The organism is Microbacterium sp. Be9, from assembly GCF_011754135.1.
GTDB lineage: Bacteria > Actinomycetota > Actinomycetes > Actinomycetales > Microbacteriaceae > Microbacterium > Microbacterium maritypicum_A.
Genome location: NZ_WNWT01000002.1, coordinates 146314 through 165582, shown reverse-complemented (window position 1 = coordinate 165582; position 19269 = coordinate 146314). Strand labels below are relative to the sequence as shown.

At 69.0% G+C, this 19269-nt stretch carries 16 protein-coding genes and 1 riboswitch; of the genes, 13 read left to right on the top strand and 3 right to left on the bottom strand.

The window, feature by feature from the left end; all coding sequences use genetic code 11:
* Window positions 1-8 precede the first annotated feature (8 nt).
* Window positions 9-1388: an MFS transporter gene (locus GLO27_RS01850; protein ID WP_021198824.1), complete on the bottom strand. Its 1380-nt coding sequence runs from the start codon at window positions 1386-1388 to the stop codon at window positions 9-11.
* Between the two features lie 153 nt (window positions 1389-1541).
* Between GLO27_RS01850 and GLO27_RS01845 the strand changes: the two genes are divergently transcribed.
* The 9 genes from GLO27_RS01845 (at window position 1542) to GLO27_RS01805 (ending at window position 10851) form a co-directional block, all read left to right on the top strand.
* On the top strand, window positions 1542-3041 hold the full coding sequence (locus tag GLO27_RS01845) for a fumarylacetoacetate hydrolase family protein (protein WP_167253340.1): 1500 nt from the start codon (window positions 1542-1544) through the stop codon (window positions 3039-3041).
* Window positions 3038-3781 (top strand): GntR family transcriptional regulator, encoded by a 744-nt coding sequence (locus GLO27_RS01840; RefSeq protein WP_243844698.1) that lies wholly within the window; start codon window positions 3038-3040, stop codon window positions 3779-3781. The genes GLO27_RS01845 and GLO27_RS01840 overlap by 4 nt, the downstream gene beginning before the upstream one ends.
* Window positions 3778-5274 (top strand): 5-carboxymethyl-2-hydroxymuconate semialdehyde dehydrogenase, encoded by a 1497-nt coding sequence (hpaE, locus tag GLO27_RS01835; RefSeq protein WP_021198827.1) that lies wholly within the window; start codon window positions 3778-3780, stop codon window positions 5272-5274. The genes GLO27_RS01840 and hpaE overlap by 4 nt, the downstream gene beginning before the upstream one ends.
* Window positions 5275-5365: 91 nt before the next feature.
* Window positions 5366-6529, top strand: a complete 1164-nt coding sequence (gene hpaD, locus GLO27_RS01830) for a 3,4-dihydroxyphenylacetate 2,3-dioxygenase (RefSeq protein WP_029260486.1) — start codon at window positions 5366-5368, stop codon at window positions 6527-6529.
* Window positions 6530-6539: 10 nt separating this feature from the next.
* A complete protein-coding gene (locus tag GLO27_RS01825; protein WP_167253338.1) occupies window positions 6540-7325 on the top strand; it encodes a fumarylacetoacetate hydrolase family protein in 786 nt (261 codons plus the stop codon).
* Entirely contained in the window at window positions 7310-8110 is an 801-nt protein-coding gene (locus GLO27_RS01820; protein WP_167253336.1) for an HpcH/HpaI aldolase/citrate lyase family protein, read from the top strand. Before GLO27_RS01825 ends, GLO27_RS01820 begins: the two co-directional genes overlap by 16 nt.
* A gap of 113 nt (window positions 8111-8223) precedes the next feature.
* Window positions 8224-9453, top strand: coding sequence for an MFS transporter (locus GLO27_RS01815; protein WP_167253334.1), 1230 nt, complete (start codon window positions 8224-8226; stop codon window positions 9451-9453).
* Window positions 9454-9491: 38 nt separating this feature from the next.
* Window positions 9492-10214 carry a DUF6882 domain-containing protein gene (locus tag GLO27_RS01810; protein ID WP_167253332.1) on the top strand — a complete coding sequence of 241 codons (723 nt, stop codon included), beginning with the start codon at window positions 9492-9494 and terminating at the stop codon, window positions 10212-10214.
* A gap of 70 nt (window positions 10215-10284) precedes the next feature.
* On the top strand, window positions 10285-10851 hold the full coding sequence (locus GLO27_RS01805; protein ID WP_167253331.1) for a hypothetical protein: 567 nt from the start codon (window positions 10285-10287) through the stop codon (window positions 10849-10851).
* Between the two features lie 79 nt (window positions 10852-10930).
* Here the strand turns inward: GLO27_RS01805 and GLO27_RS01800 are convergent, their stop codons facing one another.
* Both GLO27_RS01800 and glyA read right to left on the bottom strand, forming a co-directional pair.
* Window positions 10931-11809 carry a bifunctional methylenetetrahydrofolate dehydrogenase/methenyltetrahydrofolate cyclohydrolase gene (locus GLO27_RS01800; protein WP_021198834.1) on the bottom strand — a complete coding sequence of 293 codons (879 nt, stop codon included), beginning with the start codon at window positions 11807-11809 and terminating at the stop codon, window positions 10931-10933.
* A gap of 124 nt (window positions 11810-11933) precedes the next feature.
* Window positions 11934-13208, bottom strand: a complete 1275-nt coding sequence (gene glyA / locus GLO27_RS01795; RefSeq protein WP_021198835.1) for a serine hydroxymethyltransferase — start codon at window positions 13206-13208, stop codon at window positions 11934-11936.
* A gap of 40 nt (window positions 13209-13248) precedes the next feature.
* Window positions 13249-13333: riboswitch (ZMP/ZTP riboswitch) on the bottom strand.
* A gap of 107 nt (window positions 13334-13440) precedes the next feature.
* Here glyA and GLO27_RS01790 point away from each other — a divergent pair.
* The 4 genes from GLO27_RS01790 to GLO27_RS01775 all read left to right on the top strand — a co-directional run bounded on the left by GLO27_RS01790 (window position 13441) and on the right by GLO27_RS01775 (window position 19268).
* Complete coding sequence (locus tag GLO27_RS01790) at window positions 13441-14952, top strand: family 20 glycosylhydrolase (RefSeq protein ID WP_243844697.1); 1512 nt, start codon at window positions 13441-13443, stop codon at window positions 14950-14952.
* A complete protein-coding gene (gene nagA, locus GLO27_RS01785) occupies window positions 14949-16121 on the top strand; it encodes an N-acetylglucosamine-6-phosphate deacetylase (protein WP_167253329.1) in 1173 nt (390 codons plus the stop codon). The genes GLO27_RS01790 and nagA overlap by 4 nt, the downstream gene beginning before the upstream one ends.
* Before the next feature lie 717 nt (window positions 16122-16838).
* A complete protein-coding gene (locus GLO27_RS19980; protein ID WP_208323473.1) occupies window positions 16839-18887 on the top strand; it encodes a sigma-70 family RNA polymerase sigma factor in 2049 nt (682 codons plus the stop codon).
* Window positions 18888-18896: 9 nt separating this feature from the next.
* Window positions 18897-19268, top strand: a complete 372-nt coding sequence (locus GLO27_RS01775) for a YrdB family protein (RefSeq protein ID WP_029259531.1) — start codon at window positions 18897-18899, stop codon at window positions 19266-19268.
* Window position 19269: the final 1 nt, after the last annotated feature.

The window sequence follows — 19269 nt, the reverse complement described above, 5'->3', positions numbered from 1 at the left end:
GCGCGAGGTCAGGCCTTGGCGAGTCCATAGATCGGGCTGACGGACTGCTCTTCCTCATGATCCGGTCCGAGCGGGATGCCCGAGCGGTCGCGGAGCAGCAGAGTCGCGACGAGACCCAGCACGGTCATTCCGGCCAGATACCAGGTGACGGCCCCCGTCGAGCCGGTCGCCTTCACGATGGCCGTCGCGATCGTCGGGGCGAACGCACCGCCGGCGATGGCGCCGATCGCGTACGAGATCGAGACACCGGAGAACCGGATGCTCGCGGGGAACAGCTCGGCGTACAGCGCCGCCTGCGGACCGTAGGTGAATCCGAGGCCGATCGTGAGGATCGCCAACCCGGCGAACAGCAGGCCGATCTCGCCGGTGTTGACCAGCGGGAACAGCGTGAACACACCGACCAGCTGCAGCGCCCAGCCGACGATGTACGTCGTGCGGCGGCCGATGCGGTCGGACAGCCACCCCGCGAGGAGCGTGGTGAGCAGCCAGGTGACCGCGGATCCGGCGACCGCCCAGAGCACGGGGCCGCGCTCGAGGCCGATGGGGCCGGCGGGGTCCGTGGCGTACCCCTGGATGTATCCGCCCGTGGTCATGTAGCCCACGGCGTTGTTGCCGGCGAACACGAACGCGGCGATGATCACGAGCAGCAGGTGCTTGCGGAACAGCTGCGCGATCGGCATCCGCGCCTTCTCCTTGCGCGCGGCGAGCTCGGTGAAGACCGGGCTCTCCTCGACCTTGCGGCGCACGTAGTACCCGACGAGGATCAGCACCACGCTGAGCAGGAACGGCACACGCCAGCCCCACGCGAGGAACTGGTCGCCGGGGGCGATCACCGTCATGAGCGCCATCACACCGGAGGCGAGCAGGAGGCCGAGAGGCACGCCGATCTGCGGGGACGCGCCGAAGATGCCGCGCTTCTTGCGGGGCGCATGCTCGACGGCCATCAGCACGGCACCGCCCCACTCACCGCCTGCCGAGATGCCCTGCACGATGCGCAGCAGCACCAGCAGGATCGGCGCCATCAGTCCGATGGTCTCGTACGTGGGCAGGATGCCGATGAGGGCGGTGGCCGCACCCATCAGGATCAGCGTCCACATCAGCACGGCCTTGCGCCCGAGCTTGTCGCCGTAGTGGCCGGCGAGGAAGGCGCCGAGGGGACGGAACAGGAAGCTGACGCCGACCGTGGCGAAGCCGATCAGGGCGCTGTTCTCGCCGAGCGGGGCGAAGAAGAGTTGACCGAACACGAGCCCGACGGCCGTGGCATAGATGAAGAAGTCGTACCACTCGACCGTGGTGCCGACGACGGTGGCGAACACGACACGGCGCCGATCGGCCGCTGTCGCGATGGTTCCGGTGGGCGTGAACCCAGCCTGTGACTGCCCGCTCATGGGGTGTCTCCTTTGGTTGTGACCGCATTGTCACGGCGTGCAGCGGAGCGGATCCGAAGTGCTTGCCGAGGGGTGAACCGATGATATATGATTTCGAATACGACGCACAAGGCGTCACGCACGACATCGCAGACGAGCGCAAGGAGGCGCCCCGTGACGGCCCCCATCACCCGCCCCGGCAAGATCATCGCGATCCACCTGAGCTATGCCTCGCGCGCCGACCAGCGCGGCAGGCGCCCTGCCTCCCCTTCCTACTTCTTCAAGCCGGCCAGCTCGGTCGGCGTCTCCGGTGGCACCGTCGAGCGCCCTGCCGGCACCGAGCTGCTCGCCTTCGAGGGCGAGATCGCTCTCGTGATCGGCACTCCCGCCCGCCGGGTCTCGCTCGACGACGCCTGGGACCACGTCGGCTGGGTCACCGCCTCGAACGATCTCGGCCTGTACGACCTGCGCGCGAACGACAAGGGCTCGAACGTCCGCTCCAAGGGCGGCGACGGATACACGCCGCTCGGCCCCGACCTGATCGATGCCCGCACGGTCGACCCCGCCGCCCTCCGGGTGCGCGCCTGGGTGAACGGAGAGCTCCGTCAGGAGGACACCACCGCCGGCCTCATCTTCCCGCTCGCGCAGCTCGTGGCCGACCTGTCCCAGCACTTCACGCTCGAGCCCGGCGATGTGATCCTCACCGGCACTCCCGCCGGTTCTTCGGTCATCGTCCCTGGCGACGTCGTCGAGGTCGAGGTGGATGCCCCGGAGGCCCCCGGCGCTCCGACCTCGGGCCGTCTCATCACCACCGTCACGCAGGGCGAGATGCCCTTCGACGGCGACCTCGGATCGCTCCCCGCCGTCGACGACCTGCAGCGTACAGAAGCGTGGGGCTCTCGCGAGGAGGCAGGCCTGCCGCCCCTCGAGAAGACGCACGGGCTCTCCCCCGAGCTGCGCGCCCAGCTCCTCGAGGCGCCGACGGCCGGTCTGTCGGCGCAGCTCCGCAAGCGTGGACACCACTCCTGCTTCATCGACGGCGTGTCTGTGAACATCCCCGGGAGCAAGATCGTCGGCACCGCGAAGACGCTGCGCTTCGTGCCGTTCCGCGAAGACCTCTTCGCCTCCCACGGCGGCGGCTACAACGCCCAGAAGCGCGCGTTCGACGCCGTGGAAGAGGGCGAGATCATCGTGATCGAAGCCCGAGAGGATGCCACGACCGGCACCCTCGGCGACATCCTCGCCCTGCGCGCGAAGGTCCGCGGAGCGGCCGGGGTCGTCACCGACGGGGGCGTCCGCGACTTCGACGCCGTGGCCGAGATCGGTCTCCCCGTGTTCTCGCAGGGCGCGCATCCGTCCGTGCTCGGCCGCAAGCACGTGCCATGGGATGTGGACGTCACGATCTCCTGCGGCGGCGCGACCGTGCAACCGGGCGACATCATCGTCGGCGACAGCGACGGCGTGATCGTCATCCCCCCGGCGCTGGCCGCCGAGGTCGCGGCGAGCGCCGTCGCGCAGGAGATCGAAGACGCCTGGATCGCCGAGCAGGTGGCCGCCGGCCACCCCGTCGACGGGCTGTTCCCTCTGAACGCCGAGTGGCGCGCCCGCTACGAGGAGGCCATCTCCGACCGGAGCGCCGCTGACCGGAGCGCCGCTGACCGGAGTGCACGATGACCACGACGGCGGCCAGCAAGTCCGAGGTGGCTTACGAGTGGCTCCGCTCCCGCATCACGGGTCATATGTTCAGCCCCGGATATCGTCTGGTGCTGGGATCCATCGCGGACGACCTCCAGATGAGCGTCGTCCCGGTGCGCGAAGCCATCCGCCGCCTCGAAGCCGAAGGACTCGTGACGTTCGAGCGCAACGTCGGCGCACGCGTGACCCTCGTCGACGAGAGCGAATACGCCCACACCATGCAGACGCTCGGCCTCGTCGAAGGCTGCGCCACCGCGCTCTCCGCTCCCCTTCTCGACGACGCCGCCCTCGATGAGGCCACCCGCATCAACGAGCGGATGGCGCAGATGCTCGACCAACTCGACGCCCACGCCTTCACCGAGCTCAACCGCCAGTTCCATTCGGTGCTGTTCGAGCCGTGCCCCAACCCGCATCTGCTCGATCTCGTGCACCGCGGCTGGTCGCGGCTCTCCGGCATCCGCGACACGACGTTCGCATCGATCCCCGGACGCGCCCAGCACTCGGTCGAGGAGCACACCGAGATCCTCGATCTCATCCGCGTGGGTGCCGACCCTCTCGAGATCGAACTCGCCGCCCGCAACCACCGCTGGCGCACCATGGACGCGTTCCTCGACGCGCTGCACGCCCGTTCCACCCAGACGACTTCCGACCAGACGACTTCTGCCCAGACGACTTCCGACCAGACGACTTCCGACCAGACGACCGGAGAATTCTCATGACCGATTCGCGCATCCCCGCCGACCTCCCCGACCACATCCAGCACTACATCGACGGCGCATTCGTCGACTCCGTCGATGGAGACACGTTCGACGTGCTCGACCCGGTCACCAACCAGGCGTACACGACGGCCGCAGCGGGCAAGAAGGCCGACATCGAGCTCGCCGTCGCCGCCGCGAAGCGCGCGTTCGACGAGGGCCCCTGGCCGCGCATGCTCCCCCGCGAGCGGTCGCGGGTGCTGCACAAGATCGCCGACATCGTCGAGTCGCGCGATGCGCGTCTGGCCGCGCTCGAGTCGTACGACTCCGGCCTCCCGATCACGCAGGCACTGGGTCAGGCCCGTCGCGCCGCCGAGAACTTCCGCTTCTTCGCCGACCTGATCGTCGCGCAGTCCGACGACGCCTTCAAGGTGCCAGGGCGCCAGATGAACTACGTCAACCGCAAGCCGATCGGCGTCGCCGGGCTCATCACGCCATGGAACACGCCCTTCATGCTCGAGTCGTGGAAGCTCGGTCCCGCGCTCGCGACCGGCAACACGGTCGTGCTGAAGCCTGCCGAGTTCACGCCGCTATCCGCGTCCCTCTGGGCAGGGATCTTCGAGGAGGCGGGGCTGCCGAAGGGCGTCTTCAACCTCGTGAACGGCCTCGGCGAGGACGCGGGCGACGCGCTCGTGAAGCACCCCGACGTGCCGCTCATCTCCTTCACGGGTGAGAGCTCGACCGGACAGCTCATCTTCGGCAACGCCGCACCGTTCCTCAAGGGGCTGTCGATGGAGCTCGGTGGCAAGTCGCCCGCCGTGGTCTTCGCCGACGCCGACCTCGAGGCCGCCGTGGACGCCACGATCTTCGGCGTCTTCTCCCTCAACGGCGAGCGCTGCACGGCCGGATCCCGCATCCTCGTCGAGCGCTCGATCTACGAGGAGTTCGTCGAGCGCTACGCCGCTCAGGCGAAGCGCGTCAAGGTCGGCTACCCGCACGACCCCGCCACGGAGGTCGGTGCTCTCGTTCACCCCGAGCACTACGAGAAGGTGATGAGCTACGTCGAGATCGGCAAGACCGAGGGCCGCCTCGTCGCCGGCGGCGGTCGTCCCGAGGGTTTCGAGGAGGGCAACTTCGTCGCGCCGACCGTGTTCGCCGACGTCTCCCCCGACGCCCGGATCTTCCAGGAGGAGATCTTCGGACCGGTCGTCGCGATCACGCCGTTCGACTCCGACGAGGAGGCGCTGTCGCTCGCGAACAACACCAAGTACGGACTCGCCGCCTACATCTGGACCAACGACCTCAAGCGGGCGCACAACTTCGCGCAGTCGGTCGAGGCCGGCATGGTGTGGCTGAACAGCAACAACGTGCGCGACCTCCGCACCCCGTTCGGCGGTGTGAAGGCCTCGGGTCTCGGTCATGAGGGCGGCTACCGCTCGATCGACTTCTACACCGACCAGCAGAGCGTGCACATCACGCTCGGGCCCGCCCACAACCCGACCTTCGGCAAGAACTGACCCACTGTCTCGTTCCGGTCGCACTCTCCGCCGCCCCACCGACGCGGATGCGATAGAGAGTGCGACCGGAACCTCACGCAAGGACGCTGACATGACACACCGCGACGACATGACCCTGACCTCCTCCGGCTTCTACGTCTCCCAGGAGGCGCCGATCCGCTCCGAGAACCCCATCGCGACGCCGCAGAGCTCTCCCCCGGACATCCTCCGCTGCGCGTACATGGAGCTCGTGGTCACCGACCTCGCCGCCTCCCGCCAGTTCTACGTCGACATCCTGGGCCTGTACGTGACCGCGGAGGACGACGAGGCGATCTACCTGCGGTCGACGGAGGAGTTCATCCACCACAACCTGGTGCTGCGCAAGGGCCCGATCGCCGCCGTGGCCGCGTTCTCGTACCGGGTCCGCACTCCCGAAGACCTCGACCGCGCGGTGGAGTTCTACACCGAGCTGGGCTGCGATGTGCGACGAGACGAGAACGGCTTCGTCAAGGGCATCGGCGACTCGGTGCGCGTCGTCGACCCGCTCGGCTTCCCCTACGAGTTCTTCTACGCGACCGAGCACGTCGAGCGGATGTCGTGGCGCTACGACCTGCACATCCCCGGCGAGCTGGTGCGGCTGGACCACTTCAACCAGGTCACCCCCGATGTGCCGCGCGCCGTGGGGTTCATGCAGGATCTCGGATTCCGCGTCACGGAGGACATCCAGGACGACGAGGGCACGGTCTACGCCGCCTGGATGCGCCGCAAGCCCACGGTGCACGACACGGCCATGACCGGCGGCGACGGCCCCCGGATGCATCACGTGTGCTTCGCGACCCACGAGAAGCACAACATCCTCGCGATCTGCGACAAGCTCGGCGCGCTCCGCCGCTCCGACTCGATCGAGCGCGGCCCCGGGCGTCACGGCGTCTCGAACGCCTTCTACCTCTACCTGCGCGACCCCGACGGCCACCGCGTCGAGGTGTACACGCAGGACTACTACACGGGCGACCCCGACAACCCGGTCATCACGTGGGACGTCCATGACAACCAGCGTCGCGACTGGTGGGGCAACCCCGTCGTCCCGTCCTGGTACACGGATGCCTCGCTGGTCCTCGACCTCGACGGCAACCCGCAGCCGGTCGTGGCCCGCACCGACGACTCCGAGATGGCGGTCACGATCGGTGCCGATGGTTTCTCGTACACGCGCGCGGACGACGACAAGGACATGCCCGAGTACAAGCAGGGCGAGTACAAGCTGGGCCACCAGCTCTAAGGGGGCACGGATGCTGTCAGCAGAGACGATCACGCAGATCGCGGCGGAACTCGCGGAGGCCGACCGCACGCACTCCGTGATCCCGCGCATCACGGCTCGGTACCCGGAGGCCACGGTCGAGGACTCCTACGCGATCCAGGGGGTCTGGCGCGACTCGCAGATCGCCGCGGGCCGTCGACTCGTCGGTCGCAAGATCGGATTGACCTCGAAGGCGATGCAGCAGGCCACGGGCATCACCGAGCCGGACTACGGGGTGATGTTCGACGACACGGTCTACGACTCGGGCGCCGAGATCCCGGTCGACCACTTCTCGAACGTGCGCATCGAGGTCGAGCTCGCCTTCGTGCTGAAGACCCCGCTCGAGGGCCCCGACTGCACCCTCGACGATGCTCTCGCGGCGATCGACTACGCCGTCCCCGCGCTCGAGGTGCTGAACTCGCACATCGAGCTCGAGGGCCGCACGATCGTCGACACGATCAGCGACAACGCGGCGTACGGCGCGATGGTGCTCGGCACCGTGCGCAAGCGCCCCGATGAGATCGACCTGCGCTGGGTTCCCGGTGTCCTCTCCCGCAACGGCGAGATCGAGGAGACCGGTGTCGCCGCCGGGGTGCTCGGTCACCCGGCCACCGGGGTCGCGTGGCTCGCGAACAAGTTCCATCAGCACGGCGCGCGTCTCGAGGCCGGAGAGATCATCCTGGCAGGATCGTTCACACGCCCGATGTGGGTGTCGCGTGGCGACGAGGTGCTGTGCGATTACGGACCGATGGGAACAATCGCATGCCGCTTCGTCTAGCCCCTTCGTTCCGCGAGCAGATCGCGGACTCCGATCGCCCCTTCGTGGGCATGTGGGTCTGCTCCGGCAGCCCGCTGCTCGCCGAGGTCGCCGCGGGGTCGGGACTGGACTGGCTGCTGATCGACATGGAGCACTCGGCGAACACGCTCGAGTCCGTGCTCGTGCAGCTCCAGGCCGTCGCCGCGTACCCGATCGCCCCGCTCGTGCGGGTGCCGTCGAACGACACCGTCGCGATCAAGCAGATCCTCGACCTCGGAGCGCAGAACCTGATCGTGCCGATGGTCTCCTCCGCAGACGAGGCCTGCGCCGCCGTCGCGGCCACCCGCTACCCGCCCGAGGGCGTGCGCGGAGTGGGCAGCGCCCTCGCCCGCAGCGCGCGCTGGAACCGTGTCGATCGCTACCTGCAGGAATCGGCGCAGCACATCTCGCTCACGGTGCAGATCGAGACGGCGGCGGGCGTCGAGGCCGCAGCCGACATCGCCGCGGTCGACGGCGTCGACGCGGTTTTCGTCGGCCCTTCCGATCTGTCCGCGTCGATGGGCCTGCTCGGCCAGCAGACCCACCCCGAGGTCACGGCCGCCGTCAAGAGGGTCTTCGCCGCGGTCAAGGCGGCAGGTAAAGCCGTCGGCGTCAACGCGTTCGACCCTGCAACCGCCGACGCCTACTTCGCCGCCGGTGCCGACTTCGTGGCCGTCGGGGCGGATGTCGCTCTGCTCGCACGGGCGTCCGAGGCTCTGGCCGCGCGCTTCATCGCCACCGACGACTCCTCCCGCGCCAGCTACTGACCTTTCGAATCGCGCACGTGGCTGTGTCCAGGACCTGGATGCAACCGTCTGCGCGATTCGAACGACTCCCGCCCGTGGCAGGATAGCCGGGTGCATAGGACCGAGGTCGTGAGGTGAGCCGCGGGCTCGCCGCGATGCAGGACCGCAACTTCCGCTGGTTCTTCCTCGCCCGGGCGATCACGATGATCGCCGGGTCGATGTCCTCGATCGCCCTCGCCTTCGCGGTCCTGGAGATCGACAACGACGCGCGATCGCTGTCCTTCGTGCTCGCCGCCTTCACAGTGAGCAACATCGTTTTCGTGCTGTTCGGCGGCGTGATCGCCGACCGACTCCCCCGGGCGCTGATCATCCAGGCCTGCTATGTGGTCGACATCCTGTCGATCGGCACGATCGCCGCGCTCCTGTTCACCGGCAACGCCACGATCCCGCTCCTCGTGATGCTCTCGATCGTCAACGGCGCTTCGACGGCGTTCGTGCTGCCGGCGATGCAGGGCATCATCCCGCAGCTCACGACTCCCGAGCATCTGCAGCAGGCGAACGCGATGCTGTCCTTCGTGCGCTCAGCCGTGACCATCGGCGGCCCGATCATCGCGGGCATCCTGGTGGCGACCGCGGGCCCGGCCTGGGCGATGGTCGTGCAGGCGACCGGATGGGTGATCGCGATCCCGGTGCTGGCCCTGGTGAAGCTCCCTCCCCCGTCGCACGCGGGCGGCACCACGATGTTCCACGACCTCCGCATCGGATGGCGGGAGTTCTGGAGTCGCTCATGGCTGTGGACGATCGTGCTGGCCTTCATGGTCATGAACGCCATCCACGTCGGCGCCTGGGGTGTCGTGGGCCCGTACATCGCGAAGAACAACGATCTGCTCGGCATCACCGGATGGGGCTGGGTCGTGAGCGCCGAGGGCGCCGGCGTGCTGCTGATGACGCTGCTGCTGATGTGGTTCCCGCTGCGACGGCCGCTGCGCTACGGCATGATCGGCATGGCCGCCTTCGCGATCCCCGTGACGATTTTGGGCATGCATCCCGCGGTGGTCCTGCTCGCCATGGCCGCGTTCATCGCGGGGGCGGGGGCCGAGGTCTTCAGCACGGGGTGGAACCTCGCGATGATGGAGAACATCCCCGGCGAGAAGCTCTCCCGGGTGTCGAGCTACGACATGCTCGGCAGCTTCGTCGTGATGCCGATCGGCACGCTCGTGTACGGCTGGCTGATCACACATGCCGACCCCGCGACCGTGCTCATCGCCTCGGGTGCCGTGTACGCGGTGATCGCGCTGGCCACCCTGATGGTGCCGAGCGTCTGGCGGATGGGACGCCCGGAAGCCGCGACGATCTCCGCGTGAACTAGCGGATTCATAGCATCGACCGCGAGACTGTCGGCATGACCTTCGCCGCGCTCCAGCCCCTCGCCGATCGTGCCGCCCTCTTCGTCGCACTCCGTCAGGATGCTCTCTCCGCCGCCGCCGATGCCCTCGGCGAGCACCGCTGGGACGCGGACCTGGCTGCCGGCACGCTGACCTTCACGGCCGACGCCGATCCGTCCCGCCAGCTCGTGGCCCGCGCGCACCTGATCGCGACGATCGCACCGGGACCCCGGTCGCTGCTGTGGGCCTGGGCACACCCGAGCGGCGACCCGCAGGGAGTCGCCGCGCAGCTGCACGCATACGGCAATGAGCACGGCGTCGCCGAACTCACCACCGCCGAGGTCGCGTTCCCCGCCGAGGTCTCCGGCGACGACGAATGGATCGCCCAGGCGGCCCACACGGTCGGCGGCGTCGCGGTGGAGCTCACCGGGCGCTCCCCCTACTATTCCGCCCCGGTCGGCAACGGAACACGGGCGGTCTTCCTGCTCGACGCTCCGCTCGCGCCGCTCACGGTGGCCGATGCGGTCATCGCGCTCCCCCGCGTGCTCTCCGCCGCCGTCCTGCCCGATGCACGCACGGCGGTCTGGGACCTCGCCCGCCTCGCGGGCTGGACGCTCACCTGGACCGATGAGGCGTTCTCCGGGGCGACGGTGTCGGATGCCACGGGAACCGCGACGTTCCGCTTCGACGAGCAGGCCCGCATCAGCGGGATCGAGAGCACACTGCACAATCAGGGGTGACCGGGCACGCTCAGGGGTGATCGGGCACAATCAGGGGTGATCTGCCCTGGAGGTGTGGGATTCTGGGCGCATGAAGAACGGAATCGTCCGGTTCGCCGCGCTCTACGTGTTCGACGTCGCCGTGCTGCTGCTGATCGGCCTGCTGCTGCCCGGTGTGTCGGTCGGTCTGAACGCGCTGTGGGCGTCCGTCATCCTGACCCTCGCCGCCCTGTTCGTGAAGCCGCTGCTCGCCGGGGCCTTCCGCACGTCGGCCGCGAAGTCCGCCGCCGAGCGCACCAGGACCGGCGAGAAGGTCGTGCAGTACGTCCTGGTGTATCTCGTCGAGCTCATCATCTGGGTGCTCACGGTGTGGCTGAGCGGGGTGCGTGCCTCCGGCTTCTGGGCGTTCGTGCTGCCGCCGCTCGCACTGCTGTTCGGCTGGATGATCTACGACCAGATCGACGATCGGCTGCGGGCGAAGGCGGGCGAGATCTACGATTCGGTGCAGGCACGCGTGCAGGGAGGCGCGAAGGCCCCATCCTCCGCGCCCTCCGCGCCCGCCGCGCCGCCGGAGTCGCCGGAGACCCGCGCCGCCCGTGACGAGCTCCGCGACGGGCTGACGCCCGAGCAGCGACGGATGCTCGACGAACTGGGCTGATCCGGGCGGTACGCGCCCGGAACGAGGAAGGCGCCCTCCCGTCACCGGGAGGGCGCCTTTCCTGCGCGAAGGGTCGTCGTCAGAGCGACCGTTCGGCCGCTTCCACGACGTTGGTCATGAGCAGCGCGACCGTCATCGGGCCGACACCTCCCGGGTTCGGGGAGATGTAGCCCGCCACGTCGGCGACATCGGGGGCGACGTCGCCGAACACGAGGCTCTTCCCCGTCTCCTCGTCGGTCTCGCGCGTCACACCGACGTCGAGAACGGCCGCGCCGGGCTTCACGTCTTCCGCGCGGATCAGGTGCTTCACGCCGGCCGCGGCGACGATCACGTCGGCCTCACGCAGGTAGCGCGGCATGTCGACGGTGCCGGTGTGCGTGAGGGTGACCGTGGCGTTCAGGTCGCGCCGGGTGAGCAGCAGTCCGATCGAGCGTCCGATCGTGACGCCGCGCCCGACCACCACGACATGCTTGCCCTTGAGGTCGTAGTCGTTGCGCAACAGCAGTTCGATGACCCCGCGCGGCGTGCATGGCAGCGGCGTGTGGATCGGGCTGTTGACGTTCAGCACCAGGCGCCCGAGGTTGGTCGGGTGCAGGCCGTCGGCATCCTTGGCCGGGTCGATCCGCTCGAGAATCGCGTCGGTGTCCAGATGCTTGGGCAGCGGCAGCTGCACGATGTAACCGTGGCAGGCCGGGTCGGCGTTGAGCTCGTCGATCAGCGCTTCGACGTCGGCCTGGGTCGCTTCCGCCGGCAGCTCGCGCTGGATCGAGTTCATCCCGATCGCCTCGGACTGCCGATGCTTCATACCCACGTACAGCTGCGACGCCGGGTCGGCGCCCACGAGCACGGTGGCGATCCCGGGCGTCACCCCCTTGCTCTTCAGCGCGGCGACGCGCTCGGTGAGCTCGGCCCGGATCGCGGCCGAAGCCGCCTTCCCGTCGAGGATCTTCGCGGTCATGGTGTCTTCCTTACGTCGTCACCGCCGAGTGCACGGCCTCCCGTCGAGCGCACGGCTTGTTCACGTCGACAAGCCGTGCGCTCGGCAGTACCTCGTGCACTCGCGAGAGGGAGGTGCTGCGGAATTACTGCTGCAGGTCCGGGTAGAGCGGGAACGCGGCGGCCAGGGCGTCGACGCGGGCGCGCAGGGCCTCGACGTCGGCCCCCGGGAGCAGCGCGAGGGCGATGATGTCGGCCACCTCGGTGAACTCGGCATCACCGAAGCCGCGGGTCGCGAGCGCGGGCGTGCCGATGCGCAGGCCCGAGGTCACCATGGGCGGACGCGGGTCGTTCGGGACGGCGTTGCGGTTCACGGTGATGTGGATGTCGTGCAGGAGATCCTCGGACTGCTTGCCGTCGATCTCGGCGTCGCGCAGGTCGACCAGAACCAGGTGCACGTCGGTGCCGCCCGAGCGTACGGAGATGCCGGCGTCCTTCACGTCCTGCTGCGACAGGCGCTCGGCGATGAGCTTCGCCCCGCGCAGCACACGCTCCTGGCGCTCCTTGAACTCGGGGGTGCCGGCGAGCTTGAACGCCGTGGCCTTGGCCGCGATCACGTGCATGAGCGGTCCGCCCTGCTGCCCGGGGAACACCGCGGTGTTGATCTTCTTGGCGAGCTCGGCGTCGTTGGTGAGGATGAAGCCCGAGCGCGGGCCGCCGATCGTCTTGTGCACGGTCGAGGAGACGACGTGTGCGTGGGGCACCGGGTTCGGGTGCAGACCTGCGGCGACCAGACCGGCGAAGTGCGCCATGTCGACCCAGAGCAGCGCGCCGACCTCGTCGGCGATCTCGCGGAACGCGGCGAAGTCCATCGTGCGCGGGTAGGCCGACCAGCCGGCGATGATGACCTTCGGCTTGTGCTCGATCGCGAGGCGACGCACCTCCGCCATGTCGATCGTCGAGGTTTCGGGGTCGACACCGTAGGCGACGATGTCGTACAGACGGCCGGAGAAGTTGATCTTCATGCCGTGCGTGAGGTGGCCGCCCTGGTCGAGGGACAGACCGAGCAGGGTGTCGCCCGGACGGGCGATCGCGTGCAGGACCGCCGCGTTCGCGGAGGCGCCGGAGTGCGGCTGCACGTTCGCGAACTCCGCACCGAACAGGCTCTTCGCCCGCTCGATCGCGAGGGACTCCGCGACGTCGACCTCTTCGCAGCCGCCGTAGTAGCGGCGTCCGGGGTAGCCCTCTGCGTATTTGTTCGTGAGCACGGAGCCCTGCGACTGCAGCACCGAGACGGGCACGAAGTTCTCCGACGCGATCATCTCGAGGAAGGTCTGCTGACGCTTCAGCTCGCGATCCAGGACCTGAGCGATCTCGGGGTCGACCTCGGAAAGCGGGGCGTTGAAGTAACGGTCGGTCATGATGACGTGCTCCTTTGACAACGGATTCGAAAGGGGTGTTCCTATCGGCCCAGGCGCGCGGTCGAATTCCGTGGTCAGTCGCTCCCCGGTGGTAGTCCACCCAGACGCCAGTCGCGACGGTTACGAGCATAGCCGATGCGAGCCGCCGCGCACGCTGCCGTCTCATGGCGGTCGCAGAATCGATTCGAGTTCTGCCATTCCGCTGAGCGGCACCGACGGGTAGGTTTTGTTCATGGTCCTTCCTCATCCTCTTCCGCTCGTTCCCGTGCCCGTGTCCGCCGTCGCACGAGAGGGACGGATGCCGATCACCGCGAAGACGCGCGTGCGCGGTTCCTCACCCGCCGCTGCCCAGCTGATCGACGCGGTCGAGCGCCGCAGTGGCATCCGGCTCTCCGTCGACGACGAGGCCCCCGCCGACATCGAGTTGATCGTCGACCCGGAATCCTCGGCGCCGGAAGGCTACACACTCGAGATCGGCGATCAGGCCATCGTCGTCGGGGCCGACGAGGCAGGGCTCTTCTACGGCGTGCAGACACTGCTGCAGCTGCTGCGCCAGGACGACTCCGGTTGGGCGCTGCTCCGCGCCGACGTCGCGGACTCCCCGCGCTTCCCGCGACGGGGCGTCATGCTCGACGTCGCCCGGCACTTCTTCGGCGTCGACGATGTGAAGAGGTTCATCGACAGCACGAGTGCGCTCAAGTTCAACCACCTGCACCTGCACCTGAGCGACGATCAGGGGTGGCGCGTGCACATCGACTCCTGGCCGCTGCTCACCGAGCGCGCCTCCGGCACGTCGGCGAACGGCGACCCCGGCGGCTTCTACTCGAAGGACGACTACCGCGAGCTCGTGGCGTACGCCGCCTCGCGCCACATGATCGTGATCCCCGAGATCGACCTGCCCGGGCACACCCACGCGATCGGCGTGGCCTACCCCGAGCTCGTCGAGGCGCCGGTGCTGAACGACAACCTCATCGCGGATTCCGCGCGTCTGGGGCAGCCGTTGCCCGTCGCCGGCGAGACCTACCTCGGCTGGGGTGTCGGCCATTCCAGCGTCCGCATCCACGAGGAGCGCACGTACGAGTTCGTGCGCGACGTCGTCCGCGAGTTGGCCGAGATGACGCCGGGGCCGTACATCCACATCGGCGGCGACGAGTCGCTCGGCACTCCCCAGGCCGACTTCGATCTGTTCGCCGCGCGCGCGACCTCGATCGTCGTGGAAGAGGGGAAGATCCCGATGGCCTGGCACGAGATGGGCTCCGCGGCGAACATCGCCGAGGGCACCGTCGGGCAGTACTGGGGGAAGACCACGCCCGAAGGCACGCACGCCGAGGAGGCCGCCCATTTCGTCGAACGCGGAGGCGCCCTCATCATGTCGGCGGCTGACGTCACCTACCTCGACATGAAGTACACGGAGGACTTCCCCCTCGGACTCACCTGGGCGGCGATCATCGACGTCCGCTCCGCCTACGAGTGGGAACCCACCGCGGTGCTCGACGTCCCCGAGGCCGCGATCCTCGGCGTGGAGGCCCCTCTCTGGTCGGAGACCACCCGCACGATCGACGAGGTCGAGCAGCTGGTCTTCCCGCGCGCCGCTGCGCAGGCCGAGGTCGCCTGGTCGCCACGAGAGACGCCGGAGCGCACATGGGAGTCGTTCCGCCTGCGGGTCGGGTCGTTGGCGCCGCTGTGGAAGGCTGAAGGGGTCGATTTCCACCCCGCAGACGAGATCCCCTGGAGCGCACGTTGAGCACCCACTCCTCTTCGACCGGTTCGCTGGTCATCCACTCCGCGCGGATCGTCGATCACGGCGACATCGTCGAGGACGGCTGGATCCGGGTCGAGGACGGTGTCGTGACGGCCCGCGGGACGGGATCGGAGTGGACGCCGGCGGACGAGATCGTCGACGCGACCGCCGTCGCCGGCGCGGGCGCCCTGCTCACTCCCGGCTTCATCGACATCCACGGGCACGGAGGCGCCGGTGCCGCGTTCGACGACGGCGTGGAGGCGATCCGCACCGGACGAGACCTGCACCGCGCGCACGGCACCACCCGCGCGGTCATCTCGCTCGTGACCGCGTCGCTGGACTCCCTCGCGCGCAGTGTCGCGCTCATCGCGGATCTGACCGAGACGGATACCGACATCCTGGGATCGCACCTCGAGGGGCCCTTCCTCGACCCCGGGCATCACGGAGCCCACGAACCCTCCCTTCTCCGCCACCCGGCGGCGGCAGATGTCGCCCGCCTCCTGGAGGCCGGCCGCGGCACCGTCCGTCAGGTCACCATCGCGCCGGAGCTCCCTGGCGGAATCGACGCGATCCGACAGATCGTGGCAGCGGGCTCTGCGGCCGCCGTCGGCCACACCGATGCGGATGCCGCCATGGCGATCGCCGCGTTCGAGGCGGGAGCCTCCATCCTCACCCACGCGTTCAACGCGATGCCGGGGATCCATCACCGCGCTCCGGGGCCGGTTCTCGCGGCAGCGGCCGATCATCGTGTGGTGCTCGAGGCCATCGCCGACAACGTGCATCTGGACCCGCACGTCGTCAAGCTCGTCTTCGACTCCGCCCCCCGGCGGGTCGCGCTGATCACCGATGCGATGGCGGCCGCCGGGAGTGCCGACGGCCACTACGACCTCGGCGCGGTGAGCGTCACGGTGCGCGACGGCGTGGCGAGGGCTGACGACACCGGATCGATCGCCGGATCGACGCTCACGCAGGACGTGGCCCTGCGGCGGACCGTGCAGGCAGGCGTGTCGCTGCCCGAGGCCGTCCGCGCGCTCACGGAGACGCCGGCACGGGCGATCGGCCGCGATTCTGCTCTCGGCGGTCTGCGCAACGGGATGCTCGGCGATGCCGTGCTCCTGGATGCGGAACTGCGCGTCGCGCGCGTGTGGTCAGGACCCCGGCTGCTCGTCTGAGACGGCGCCGCGCGCGACGCGCAGCTCTGCGCTCTCCGGTCATGCATGTGTGACGGGGCGGGAGGCCGCCGTTCCCCAGATCGGCGGCCTCGTTCCCCCTCGTGAGACGGGCGGCCGGGTTCTCCTCCCCCGAGGATCCCGACCTGCCCGACCAGTGCGAATACCCCCCGCACCAGTGCCTGGATCCCGCCCCCCGGTGGGATCCTCACGGCTGTCTCTATGGGATGAGACGACGCTCCTCCCGATTCATTACGCGACTTCTCGAAATTCCTTCGAGAAGTTCTTCCCGATCCTCGGATCGAACGTGCGGGAGGCCGCCGCTCCCCAGATCGGCGGCCTCGTTCCCTCTCGTGAGACGGGCGGCCGGGTTCTCCTCCCCCGAGGATCCCGACCTGCCCGACCAGTGCGAATACCCCCCGCACCAGCGCCTGGATCCCGCCCCCCGGTGGAATCCTCACGGCTGTCTACATGGGATGAGACGACACTCCTCCCGATTCATTACGCGACTTCTCGAAATTCCTTCGTACGAGTTTCGGGGACCCCCGACATCCGGCTCCAGCGGCACCTCTGGCGAACCCGGGCATCGCCTTGGAGTTCCGGGAAAGGGTGGCTTCCCTGGGAGATTCGCGAGAGAATGGAGAAGTCGCGTGATGAGAGGCGCTCTCATGCGTCTCTTCCCGTGGAGGCGCACCTGCGCCCGGCGACAGATGGATGATTGTGCACGAAGAGAACACGACACACGACGAAGCGATCGGCGACGCCGACCTGATCCTCCGCACCCGTTCGGGCGACACGGAGGCGTTCGGTGAACTCTGGCGACGACACTACCCGTCGGGTCTCTCCGTGGCCCGCTCGGTCACCTCGTCGATCGACCCCGATGACCTCGTGCAGGAGTCGTACACGCGCATCTATCAGGCGATCATCAAAGGGGGCGGGCCGAACGGATCCTTCCGCGCCTACCTGTTCACGAGCATCCGCAACACGGCGGCAGGCTGGGGACGCGCCCGCCGCGAGACCGCGATCGATGAGCTCGACGCCGTCGCCGACCCCGACACCACCGATCAGGCTGCGAGCGAGGCACTCGACCGCAGCCTCACCGCGCAGGCTTTCCGCAGTCTCCCCTCCCGCTGGCAGGAGGTGCTCTGGTACACCGAGATCGAGCAGATGAAGCCGCAGGAGGTCGGCCCTCTCCTCGGGATGAAGGCCGGCGCCGTGTCGCAGTTGGCCTTCCGCGCCCGCGAGGGTCTGCGCGAAGCCTGGATCCAGGCGCATCTGCGCAGCGCCGAAGACGGCTCCGAGTGCCAGTGGACCATCGAGCACCTGGGCGCCTACTCACGTGGCAACCTCAGCACGCGCGACCACAAGCGGCTCGAACTGCACCTCGATGAGTGCGCTCGATGCATGATCGTCGCGGCCGAGGCGAAAGATGTCTCCAAGCGTCTCGCCCTGGTGCTCCTGCCTCTCGTCCTCGGCGTCACCGGCGCCGCCGGCTACCTCGCCACGCTGCAAGGCGCCGGCACGCCGATCGTCGCGCTGGCGGCCATGCCGTCGAGCATTCCCGGAGCCGTCTTCGCTGGTGACCCCGGTGCTTCACACGCCGCGACGGGCCTCGCCGCGACCGGTGGTTCAGGTTCAGGTTCCGGTGGCGGGGCCGGCGGCTCGGCGGGAGGCACTGCCGGCTCGTCCGCCGGTGCCGGATCCGCGGGTGGCGTGTTCACCGGGATCGGCGCGCTCGTCGGTGTGGGATCGGCCGCTCTGGTGGTGGCCGGTGTCGTCGCTGCCGCCACGATCCTCCCCGGACTCGCCGGTGCCGACCCGGCGACCTCGCTTCCGAGCGCGGGGGACGAGGACCCGTCGTCGATCTCGGCGGACGTCGGACCGGACGAGAAGCTGAGCCTCGACGAGCCCGTCGTCATCGAGCCGCCGGTCACCGTGCCGGAGCAGCCCCCTGCGCCGCCGGCCGCCAACGAGAGTCCGCAGCCCGGCGCCGATCAGTCCGGACCTGCTGTCACTGCTCCGCCGGTGACAGCGCCGACCACGCCCCCGGTCGAGCCGGCGAAGCCGGTCGAACCCGAGAAGCCGGTCGACCCCGTGGATCCGGGCGTTCCGACCGATGTCCCGGAGTGGGCCCTTGCGACGATCTCCGTCACCGACGATCCGCTGGGCCTCACGATCCATTACCGCGTGCCCGTCACCGGCCTGCCGGGGGCGACGGTCGAGGCGCTCCTCGACGGCAGCTCACGCGGTGGTGACCGGATCGTCCTCGACGACACCGGAACCGGCACCCTCAACTTGCGTCCCGATATCGTGCAGTATGTGTTCGCCCGCTCGACCCTGGTCAGCTTCCGGTACATCCTCGACAACGGCGACACCGGACTCTCCGTCACCCCATCACTGTTCGAACTGCAGCCCGCGCGTCCCGGCATCGAGGTTCCGATCGAGGAGATTCCCGCCGAGGAACTCCCTGCCGAAGAGACTCCGCTCTCCGCGTCGCCGGTCGACGAGCCCCTCGTTACCGTCGAGGCACCGGCAGAGGTAGCCCCGGCACCCGTGGAAGCGCCACCGGTCGAGACCGCGCCCGTCGTCCCGGCACCGATCGAGACCGCACCCGTTGCTGCAGTACCCGTCGCTGCAGTGCCCGTCGCCGCAGTACCGACCGCTCCTGCTCCCGTCGAACAGGCACCCGACGCGGAGCCGGCCGCCGGATCCCTGGCGACCGTCGACCCGGCCGCTGCCCCGGCTGAGGACGCCCCCGCCGCCGAATAGACTGGATGCATGTCCTCGGATCCCGCTCCTGTCCCCGGCGTCGACCGCCCGGTCATCACCGCTCTCGACATCGTCCGCGCCGTCGTCCTCATCGTCGCCGTGGCCTCTCTCGCCCTCTGGGGCTTCGCGAGCTGGGATCTTCCCTGGAACGTCGTCATCGGCGTCGGAGCCCCCGTCGTCGTGATCCTGATCTGGGCGCTGTTCCTGTCGCCGCGTCCGGTCCTGCGCGTGCACCCTTTCCTCCGCGCCGCCGTCGAGTTGCTGATCTACGTCGGAGTCACCATCGCCTGGTGGTCGATGGGCCAGGCGCTCATCGGCACGGCCTTCGCCCTCGTCGCGGTGGCCGCCGGTGTGCTCAGCGGCCGACGCGCGCTGTCTTAAG

Bases quoted from the DNA above. Each gene is read 5' to 3' on its own strand.
- hpaE (WP_021198827.1), top strand. From the start codon at position 3,778: ATGACCGATTCGCGCATCCCCGCCGACCTCCCCGACCACATCCAGCAC.
- GLO27_RS01805 (WP_167253331.1), top strand. From the start codon at position 10,285: ATGAAGAACGGAATCGTCCGGTTCGCCGCGCTCTACGTGTTCGACGTC.
- GLO27_RS01800 (WP_021198834.1), bottom strand. From the start codon at position 11,809: ATGACCGCGAAGATCCTCGACGGGAAGGCGGCTTCGGCCGCGATCCGG.
- hpaD (WP_029260486.1), top strand. From the start codon at position 5,366: ATGACACACCGCGACGACATGACCCTGACCTCCTCCGGCTTCTACGTC.
- GLO27_RS01840 (WP_243844698.1), top strand. From the start codon at position 3,038: ATGACCACGACGGCGGCCAGCAAGTCCGAGGTGGCTTACGAGTGGCTC.
- GLO27_RS01775 (WP_029259531.1), top strand. From the start codon at position 18,897: ATGTCCTCGGATCCCGCTCCTGTCCCCGGCGTCGACCGCCCGGTCATC.
- GLO27_RS01850 (WP_021198824.1), bottom strand. From the start codon at position 1,388: ATGAGCGGGCAGTCACAGGCTGGGTTCACGCCCACCGGAACCATCGCG.
- GLO27_RS01820 (WP_167253336.1), top strand. From the start codon at position 7,310: ATGCCGCTTCGTCTAGCCCCTTCGTTCCGCGAGCAGATCGCGGACTCC.
- GLO27_RS01790 (WP_243844697.1), top strand. From the start codon at position 13,441: ATGGTCCTTCCTCATCCTCTTCCGCTCGTTCCCGTGCCCGTGTCCGCC.
- GLO27_RS01810 (WP_167253332.1), top strand. From the start codon at position 9,492: ATGACCTTCGCCGCGCTCCAGCCCCTCGCCGATCGTGCCGCCCTCTTC.
- GLO27_RS01825 (WP_167253338.1), top strand. From the start codon at position 6,540: ATGCTGTCAGCAGAGACGATCACGCAGATCGCGGCGGAACTCGCGGAG.
- glyA (WP_021198835.1), bottom strand. From the start codon at position 13,208: ATGACCGACCGTTACTTCAACGCCCCGCTTTCCGAGGTCGACCCCGAG.